The 3,487-nt window shown below is 56.1% G+C and carries 4 protein-coding genes; 3 read left to right on the forward strand and 1 reads right to left on the reverse strand.

The annotated features are described in order from the left end of the window. Window positions 1-245: Lrp/AsnC family transcriptional regulator (locus L0H14_RS12140; RefSeq protein ID WP_301421959.1), on the reverse strand; the 245-nt coding region annotated here is incomplete at its 3' end. Between the two features lie 172 nt (window positions 246-417). On the opposite strand from L0H14_RS12140, the gene L0H14_RS12145 reads away from it, so the two are divergent. The 3 genes from L0H14_RS12145 to L0H14_RS12155 all read left to right on the forward strand — a co-directional run. Next, the gene (locus tag L0H14_RS12145; protein WP_301421961.1) at window positions 418-1,596 is read left to right on the forward strand and encodes a thiamine pyrophosphate-dependent enzyme; all 1,179 of its coding nucleotides are present in this window, start codon (window positions 418-420) and stop codon (window positions 1,594-1,596) included. A 12-nt stretch (window positions 1,597-1,608) separates the two neighbouring features. Beyond that, on the forward strand, window positions 1,609-2,691 hold the full coding sequence (locus L0H14_RS12150; RefSeq protein ID WP_301417430.1) for an alpha-ketoacid dehydrogenase subunit beta: 1,083 nt from the start codon (window positions 1,609-1,611) through the stop codon (window positions 2,689-2,691). After that, window positions 2,691-3,487: biotin/lipoyl-containing protein (locus L0H14_RS12155; RefSeq protein WP_301421960.1), on the forward strand; the 797-nt coding region annotated here is incomplete at its 3' end. The genes L0H14_RS12150 and L0H14_RS12155, both read left to right, overlap by 1 nt.

The following is a 3,487-nucleotide window of genomic DNA, read 5'->3' on the forward strand; positions in this document are numbered from 1 at the left end:
TTGAGAATGACATGCGCCGAAGCTCCGAAACCCAGTCGGGCGTGATCCACCGAGATCGAATAGCCGGTGATGACGCCGTTCTTCTGAAGGTGTTGCAAGCGAGAATAACAGTGGGCTCGGGAGACATGGACTTTCTCTGCGAGCGCGGTGATAGAAATCCGCCCGTCGTCAGCTAACGCCGAGATGATTCGCCGATCGATCGTCTCCAATTGCGCAGCTTCAGTACTGCGTTGATCCTCGGACATTCCATCTCCAAAATGTAGGCGTTAACCGACTCATTGCGTCAATCTGTACACAATCTTATGGTGATGCTGAAAAAATGTCTGCATTTTGTGATTTGCGTCCTACTTTTCGTTCGTAGTGGTCATACTGGTGTTTACAGTATTCGCATCCGAATTGAAGGACGTGCCAGTCATGATGTCTGAGAATGCACAGCCTGATCCCACAGGTGAGAAAGTCAAGAGACTTGGAATCAGCCTCGAGGACTATCTGCTGCCAACTCACGGCCGGATTCAGATGATTTCTGAATCCGGTGAACTCCTGTCAGTAGATGAGCAGGGTTCCACACCCGGTCACGAATACCCCATGCCAACTGCTCAAGAGTTGCTTGACGGGTATCGTCAGCTGGTGATTGGCCGTCGCGTCAACGACCAGAACTATGCACTGGTGCGCCAGGGACGCATGGCCGTTTATCCCTCGTCCCACGGGCAAGAAGCATCTGAAGTTGCGGCAGCACTGTGCCTCGAGCCCCGCGACTGGCTGTTCCCCACCTACCGCGACACCGTAGCCGTATTAGCGCGCGGCGTTGATCCAATGCAGGTGATGACCAACTTCCGGGGAGACTGGCACCAAGGTTACAACCCGCATGAACACAACACTTCGGTTCAGTCAACGCCTCTCACCACACAACTCCTGCACGCCGTTGGGATGGCGCAAGCCGCTCGGTTGAAGGGCGAAGAAATGGTGGTTCTGGGCATGGTTGGCGACGGTGGTACTTCTGAAGGTGACTTCCACGAAGCCTTGAACTTTGCGTCAGTATTCAAACTGCCGGTGATCTTCTTTGTACAGAACAACAAGTATGCGATCTCTGTGCCACTTTCTCGCCAAACAGCCGCACCATCATTAGCCCATAAGGCAGTCGGCTATGGCATGGCCGGCGAATTAGTCGATGGCAATGATTTGGCCGCGCTGCTTGCCGTGCTCGGACGCGCCGTCAAACTCTGTCGTGAAGGTCGTGGACCCTTCCTCGTTGAAGCTGACACCTATCGGATGCAGTCGCATACCAATGCCGATGACGCCACTCGATACCGGGAAGGCGAAGAAGTTGATGAGTGGACACAAAGAGATCCACTGCAACGCATGCGCACCTATTTGAAGAATGAGGGTGCACTGACCGAAGACCTTGAGGCTCAGTACACTTCGGATGCTGAGGCAGTCGCAACCTCCCTACGCGATGCCATGGGACAAGACGCTGAGCTGAACCCGTTAGACCTCTTCGACCACGTGTACACGGTGCAGACCCCACAGTTGGCCGAACAACGAGCACAGCTGGCCGAAGAATTATCCCGCGAAGCACACACCGAGCACCAGGGCTAAGAGGAGCAGAACATGAGCAAAGATAAATCAACTCTCAGCTTTGCCGCCGCGTTGAACGCAGCACTGGCCGATGAGATGTCGAGCGATGAGATGGTCGTGGTCTTTGGTGAAGATGTTGGCACCCTGGGAGGGGTTTTCCGCATCACCGAAGGCTTGAGCCAACAATTCGGCGAAGATCGGTGTTTCGACACTCCCTTGGCTGAGTCCGGCATTGCAGGCACCGCCATCGGCATGGGGCTGGGCGGCGTGCGGCCCGTCATCGAAATGCAGTTCGATGCCTTTGCGTATCCTGCATTTCAGCAGATCGTCAGCCATATGGCCAAAATGCGCAACAGAACCAAGGGGGCCGCATCACTACCGATTACCGTGCGCATCCCCTACGGCGGCGGGATCGGTGGCGTGGAACATCACTGCGATTCCTCAGAGTCGTACTATGCCCACACTCCGGGGCTCAAGGTGTACACGCCGGCCTCGGTAGAAGACGCCTACCTGATGTTGCGGGCAGCTATCCGGCTGGATGATCCGGTGATTTTCATGGAGCCCAAGAAACTGTACTGGTCCAAGGCCGAGATCTCGCTCGAGGAGCTTCGACAGGAATTCAACACACGATGGGCACAAGTCGAGGCCCAACGTGAGCACGGCGAACCATATGCTCGTGCTGGCGTTGCCCGTACCGGCGAGGATGTCACACTGGTCTCCTATGGTCCATCGGTCGTGACCTGTTTGGCCGCCGCTGAGGCAGCAGCGAAAGAAGGTCGCAGCGTCGAAGTCATCGACCTGCGCACCATCAATCCCTTGGATGAAGCAACCATCACTGCCTCGGTCACGAAAACTGGCCGCGCCATTGTGGTTGCCGAACCACAAGGATTCACTTCGGTAGCCTCCGAAGTGGTGGCACGTATTCAGCAGCGTTGCTTTCATTCTTTAGCGGCACCGGTGCTGCGGGTGACCGGGTTCGACATCCCCTATCCACCACCCATGCTGGAGAAATATCATCTACCGAATGTGGACCGGATCTTGGACGCCATCGACGATTTGCAATGGGATGACACACCCGTGGACTTCTCCACCACTTCCACCGCAGGAGGGCACTGATGAGCACACAAATTTTTAACCTCCCCGACCTGGGTGAAGGCCTCACGGAAGCCGACCTCGTCAACTGGTTAGTCGAAGAGGGCCAGACCATTTCCGTCGACCAGCCGATCGCCGAAGTCGAAACGGCCAAAGCTCTCGTCGAAGTTCCATCGCCGTATGGCGGTACCGTCCTGACTCTGCATGGCAAACCAGGGGAAACACTGATGGTCGGCAATCCGTTGATAACCGTCGGTGATGACGCCGCACAATCATCTGAACAACCTGGCGCACTGGACTATCGCGAAGAGGAACAAGCAGGAATTGCAGTTCCTGAGGAAACCGACGACGAATCCTCCGGAAGTGTGCTGATTGGTTATGGCACTTCTGGTGGAGGAACTTCAGGGCGCACCCGCGCGCCCAAACGTGCAGCAACACCAACGAAACCCCAAACAGATCAGCCGGCTACTGTCGCAGCATCCTCGGCACCTCGGGTCATTTCTCCGTTAGTGCGTCAGCTCGCAAAACGAAACAATATCGATGTAACGCATCTGTCCGGCAGCGGTCAGGGTGGCATTATTGTTCGCGCCGATGTCCTGGCTGCTATCGATGCCCCAACTGCCTCATCACAGCCTGAAGCGACCGCTGTAGAGACAGACGACCGCGATGCCCGGTCCGGTCTGACCATCGTCGAGCGCGTTCCAATGACCGGCGTTCGCAAAATGGTTGCAGAGCAAATGGTGCGTTCGAGAACCAACATTCCAGAAGCCACCGCCTGGCTGGATGTCGATGTCACAGAACTTATCGAGCTACGGGCACG

The sequence above is a fragment of the Yaniella sp. genome (genome assembly GCF_030453185.1).
GTDB lineage: Bacteria > Actinomycetota > Actinomycetes > Actinomycetales > Micrococcaceae > Yaniella.

Coding starts and splice junctions, on each gene's coding strand:
- L0H14_RS12150 (WP_301417430.1), top strand. CDS start 1,609: ATGAGCAAAGATAAATCAACTCTCAGCTTTGCCGCCGCGTTGAACGCA.
- L0H14_RS12145 (WP_301421961.1), top strand. CDS start 418: ATGTCTGAGAATGCACAGCCTGATCCCACAGGTGAGAAAGTCAAGAGA.